This is a genomic window from Fluviicola sp., assembly GCF_030151805.1.
In the GTDB taxonomy this organism is placed as follows: Bacteria; Bacteroidota; Bacteroidia; order Flavobacteriales_D; family Crocinitomicaceae; genus Fluviicola.
Map to the genome: position 1 here is coordinate 1 of NZ_JASLCN010000106.1, position 6,215 is coordinate 6,215.

3 protein-coding genes are annotated in these 6,215 nt (G+C 43.3%); all 3 read left to right on the top strand.

Going from position 1 to position 6,215, the window contains the following annotated elements; all coding sequences use genetic code 11:
• The coding region (locus Q1V93_RS04150; protein ID WP_300661860.1) for a T9SS type A sorting domain-containing protein at positions 1 to 2,786 on the top strand (2,786 nt) is incomplete at its 5' end.
• Positions 2,787 to 2,929: 143 nt separating this feature from the next.
• Entirely contained in the window at positions 2,930 to 5,233 is a 2,304-nt protein-coding gene (locus tag Q1V93_RS04155; protein ID WP_300661863.1) for a hypothetical protein, read from the top strand.
• A gap of 1 nt (position 5,234) precedes the next feature.
• The coding region (locus tag Q1V93_RS04160) for a PrsW family glutamic-type intramembrane protease (RefSeq protein ID WP_300661866.1) at positions 5,235 to 6,215 on the top strand (981 nt) is incomplete at its 3' end.

Below are 6,215 nucleotides of genomic sequence, written 5' to 3' on the forward strand. Positions count from 1 at the left end.
AATCTATTACGGTGACAACAACCGGTTCTTATACTGTTGAGCAAATCCTGCTTGGATGTTCTTCCGGTGTTTCTGCTTCAACAGATGTATTGGTAAACCCTACTCCGGCAACACCAACCATTACGGCTGGCGGAGTAACCACATTCTGCGACGGAAATTCAGTGGTTCTGACTTCTTCTTCTACAACAGGGAACTTGTGGTCGACAGGAGAAACAACGCAATCCATTACGGTGACAACTTCCGGTTCTTACTCTGTAAATGTCATCGACGGACCTTGTACTTCAGCTGTATCAAATACAATCAATGTAACAGTAAATCCAATTCCAGCAGTTCCGACAATTACTGCAGGCAGCGCAACGACATTCTGTGCTGGCGGATCTGTTGCGCTTACTTCATCTGCAGTGACAGGAAACCTTTGGTCGACAGGAGAAACAACACAATCCATCACAGTTAATGCAAGCGGCACTTATACGGTTAACGCAACTTCTTTAGGTTGTACAAGTCCGAATGCTTCTCAAACCATTACAGTCAATCCGATTCCGGCTGCTCCGGTAATTACTGCCGGCGGTCCTACCACTTTCTGTGCCGGCGGTTCAGTTGTATTGACTTCATCTATTTCCACCGGAAATACCTGGTCTACATCTGAAACAACATCTTCAATCACTGTTAGTGCAAGTGGTTCGTATACCGTTACACAAACCGTGTTGGGATGTACATCAGCAGCTTCTGCTCCGGTCGGCGTGATTGTAAACACCATTCCTGCTGTTCCAACAATTACAGCCAGCGGTGTAACCACATTCTGTGCCGGTGGTTCAGTCACTTTAACTTCATCTTCGGCGACCAACAACTTATGGTCAAACGGAGCAACAACGCAATCTATCACAGTTAACTCTTCCGGAACATTCCTGGTTCAGGTAATTACAAACGGATGTACTTCGGGAACTTCTGCTCCTAAAACCGTTACTGTAAATGCATTACCGCCAACACCAACTATCGTTACGGGAGCTACGGAATCCATTTGTGCAGGTTCATCAGTTACATTGACTTCGTCTTCTACGGGAGGAAATCTTTGGTCAACGGGTGAAATTACGCAGTCAATCACTGTGTCATCAGCAGGATCTTACACCGTAACTGTTACGGACGGAAACGGATGTGCTTCACCTGCCTCTACTCCGACCGTAGTAACTGTCAATCCGATTCCAACGGCTCCGGTTATCAGTATGAGCGGTCCGGTAACATTCTGTGCCGGTGGTTCGGTAACTTTGAGTTCTTCTTACGGTTCGGGTAATTTATGGTCGGGAGGTTCTACGGCAAACTCCATTACTGTCAGCAACAGCGGAACTTATACGGTAACTCACACGGATATGAACGGTTGCGTTTCGCCAGCTTCAGCTGCAGTAAACGTAACAGTCAATCCAATTCCGGCTGCTCCGGTTGTAACTGCGAGCGGACCAACCACCTTCTGTGCGGGCGGATCGGTAACATTGAGTTCTTCCAGTACAAGCGGAAACTCCTGGTCCAATTCCGAAATGACTCAGAATATCACAGTCAATTCAGGTGGCGTTTACAGCGTCATTTACATTGATGCAAACGGATGTGCTTCACCCTCTTCTGCTCCGGTAGTTGTGAGTGTTCTGGCGAATCCGGCAATTCCATCCATTACGGCAGGTGGCGCAACAACCATTTGTCAGGGATCGTATGTCACCTTAACATCGTCTTATACAAGTGGAAACTTGTGGTCGACAGGTGGAATGAGCCAAAACATCAATGTCACGACCAGTGGAATTTATACGGTTACTTATACCAATGCAAACGGGTGTACAAGCACCAGTAACCCGATTACCATTACTGTGATCCCGGTTTCTGCAATCCCTAACATTTCTTCTTCCGGTTCAACAACCATCTGTGACGGAGCAAGTATCACTTTGACTTCATCTGATCCGAACAGTACCTGGTCAACAGGAGCTACATCTCAAACAATTGTTGTAACAACTTCAGGAGCTTACTCCGTAATCGGAAACCAGACAGGATGTCCTTCACAACCTTCTGCTCCGGTTGTTGTAACAGTAAATCCTGCTCCTGCTGCACCGATCATTACACCTAGTGGTTCTACCACTATTTGTCACGGTGATGAGTTGTTCTTATTCACTTCAGGAACAGGAACCAATACATGGTCGACCGGATATGTTGGTCAGGTTTTAGCTGTAACAAATTCCGGTAACTATTGGGTTTCCGTGCAAAACGCTTACGGCTGTTCTTCTTCATCGGTTGTAGTTCCGGTAGTTGTGAATCCAAATCCGGTTGTATCGGTTGATCCGTTTGAACCTTTGTGTACGTATGCATCTCCGTTTACGATGGCAAACGGTTCTCCGACAGGTGGTAATTATACCGGTACGGGAATCGTTGGAAACATCTTCTATCCTGCTGCTGCGGGAGTCGGAACTTCGATTGTCACTTATACTTACTCGGATGTGAACGGTTGTTCCGGTCAGGCTCAGGCAATCATTGAAGTCAACGATTGTACTGGTATTAAAGAGTACGAACAGTCTTCCTTTGCCCTGTTCCCGAATCCGAACAACGGACAATTCAAGATCACTTCAAACGGAAGTCCGATGGATATGATCATTATCTACGATGCGCAAGGAAAAATGGTGTTTAACCAATCCTATTCCGGAACGTTCGCATTGGATTTTGATTTAAACGATTATTCCAACGGAGTATATTACATCGAAATAAGCGCAGACAAGGAAATTCAGGAACGAATTCCTCTTGTTATCAATCATTAATCACAAAACCCCCGATACATATCGGGGGTTTTTATTTTGGTGAAAATTCTCAAAAAGGTTAGCAGATGGTTGTTAACAACTATTTCTGTTACTAATTTTAGCGGAAACAATTATTCAGATATTTGGATTCCATATTAGAACGAATGAAATACGTTTACACCCTTTTATTCTCCATTATATGTTTCTGTACATTCAGTCAGGGAACAAATAATTTAACTCCTGAAGAACGTTCCTACCTCTTTCATATTGTTAAAAAAAGTCCGATTCTGGATAACAGTATCGGTCGTTATTTTGAGTATTCAGGTCCTGAAGTCCGGTTAATGAATAAGGAGTTGAATTACGATTCGATCGAAAGTTATATCATCAATAATCCGAATTCACTGTTTATCCGAACGGGGGAAATTGAAAAATCTCCGAAGGGAATTATTGCCGAAGCAGCGAACAAAATGGCGCTTTGGGAGTTGAACAAGGTTCTTTTAGCTTCGCGGCAATCGGAAAATGACCTGGAAAAATACCGCACGCAGTATAATGAGTTTGAAACATTCCTGAAATCCAAACTTCCGGCTTCAGCTTTGAAATCGGAAGACGGAACAGTTGGGGTTCACAAAAAAGTGCTGGCAGTTTTAAATCCAAGTCTGAGTTTCGACGACAAAGCGGCTATGCTGGCTACTTTTCACTTCTTATCGGTAGAAGATCAGCTGGTGGCCATTGAAGCGATGAATTATGCAATCAATGCCTACGTCGAAAAACGCTCCTACGAAATCTTCCGGCAGCTCGGAGGAACAGCTGAAAGCTTCAAAAATATCCTGATTGCTGCCGGAGACGGATCTGAAACTTCCGGTTTGTTGAACGAGCGGGAGAAAGATGAAAACGGAAGATGGAACAAGGGCTTACCGAAAGCAATCGGTTTGTTTCCATACGAAGCAAAGATCATTGAAGCATCCAAACGAAACAAAACCGCTTTGGAACCTGTTCGCATGCCCTCAATTGATTTTGAAACCGTTGGCGAAAACAGGTTAACGCAACTTCACTTTGATGTTTGGGGCTACAATTCCAAAAAACAGACAACCGTTGTGGTTGAACGAAACGGGAAATCGTATCATCTATTCGGAGCCAATGATACGCGGTTCCTCTCTCCCGACTCTACTTACAGTGACGGAAAAACATTCCAGGCTGTGATCAATGAACTGGAGAAAGACAAGATTGCCAAATTATGGGATAAGATTTATGGCAAACGTGGTTATGATTACGAAATTGAGACTGCGAAGAAGCGAAAAGACGAAACAGAAAAGAAGATCAACGAGAAAGAACACAGCTACTCGGACGTTACGCAAGGAACCATCATTACCAGTTCAAAAGTTCCGAATTCGGTAAAAAGAGCCCGCAAAAAATCAATGAAGAAAAATAAGGGTGGAGGCGAATTCAATGCACAGCCTAAAACGTATTCGGATAAAAAAACACGCAGAAAGAAACAAACCGGAATCGTTTTTCTTTACGGGGAATACGATCGCTACAAAAGAATCATCGCCGAACTGGAGATCGAAAAACAAGCTGCAATTGACTTACTGGCTATTTACCAGCGAAGATTGGATACCTACAGAACAGCAATGGGTTATCATTGGGTAGAATACACGGAAAAGGATGGTTTTTACACGTTTTCTGATTCCGCTACTTTCGATCTGTATACCCAGGAATTCACTTTCCCGGCTGATACTTTAAAAACGCCATTCGAAGTGCGTCTGATCGCTATTCCTGATGGACCACTTTCCGATAATGCGGACGAAGTCATGCTACATGTCAACCTGGTGGATTCAAAACCCGGATTTGATGCGCGCGTGCAGCTGAATTTGGTAGATCAATTCGAATCCAACAAGTGGGAATTAAACAATACGCTTTTAAATGCTTCCGACAGTGTTTCTATCCGGCAGTTTTTCGAAGCACTTTTAGACAAAAAACTTCATTTTGAAGCAATTGCCCGCGGACAAGGTGTTGGAAAATGGAATGGTTCGAATGTTGTCAGGGCAACTGACCGTACCGAATGGAATGCATACCAGGGTGGAACCGATGCGGAACGCCTGCGCTCGAAAATGGACTCTTCCAATCTGCGTTTGCGTTCTACTGAAGTCAATATCTTCCTGAACAGGGGAATTCAGTTGGAAATAAACACCTTTACAGATCCGGTAAAAACCAATCTGAAAGCAAGTAATGAATCTATTCAAACCGAATTAAATAAATACCATTTAAGTGGAAACGATTATTTATCGGCGCTGAGAACTGCTTCCATTATTCAAAAACTGAAAGCCGAATTGAATGTGCTGGCAGGAACTTACATGACACGAGAAGAAGCTAAAATGATCATCGACAGACTCAATAAGCAGTTGGATGGTTTAAAAGTGAGCTGCGGTCCTACTTCATTTAAGTGGCAGGAACTCTTAAATCTGAAATAGGGTGATTTTAGTACTAACCTACTCACTTATTTCATTGTTCATCGCCTGGATTTGGGTGGATTACTTTCGTTTGATTGATATTCACCACAAAAACAGCCTGATTCATGTAGTGATTGCCTTTCTTTTAGGCGGAAGTTCCGTGTTTGTTGTTTTCGGAGCACATGAATACCTTCTGAACGGAATCAGTTTGGACATTAACGGGAATCTTCTGAATGATCTTGCATTTGCGATTTTCCAGGTAGGAATGCTTGAAGAATTTTCCAAACTCTGTGCTTTCCTGGTCTTCTTCCTACTCTTCAGATCTCATTTAAAAGAGCCGATAGATTACCTGATGTATGTTTCTGTTTGCGCACTCGGTTTTTCCGCCGTGGAGCATGTCATGTACTTTAGTAGAAGTGGTCCGGAAATCATCCACGGCCGTGCAATTCTTTCAACTGTCGGCCACATGTTCGATACTTCGATCGTTGCTTACGGAATCATTTTGTTCCGGTTTAAACGGACTAAAAACACGTTTTTCACCATTGTGATTTGCTTCCTTTTGGCTTCCCTGGCGCACGGAATCTATGATTTCTTCCTGATGTACCCGCCACTGAATCAAATCGGGTGGATTTTTACCATTCTCTACTTTTTAGTAACGATTTCTGTTTTTGCGGTCATTCTGAATAATTCCATCAATAATTCTCCGTATTTCAGTTACAGGGAAATCATCGATTCTTCTTTTGTTTTCAAACGATTACTGATCTATTACGGGATCATCTTTGCTGCTCAATTTTTATTGACTCTGTGGGATCACTCATTAGAATGGAGTATCGAAGCAATTGTATCTTCTGCTATATTCACCGGAACAATCATTGTTTTGACGATCGGTCGTTTGAGCCGATTCAACCTGGTAAAAGGCCGCTGGGAAAAAATCAAACTGGAATTTCCGTTTAAAATATCGTTTGGTTCCTCCTTTCAATCCGGAAGCAGGCTTGTAATCAAA

Excerpts from the sequence above, each read along its gene's own strand:
- Q1V93_RS04155 (WP_300661863.1), top strand. The coding sequence starts at position 2,930 with ATGAAATACGTTTACACCCTTTTATTCTCCATTATATGTTTCTGTACA.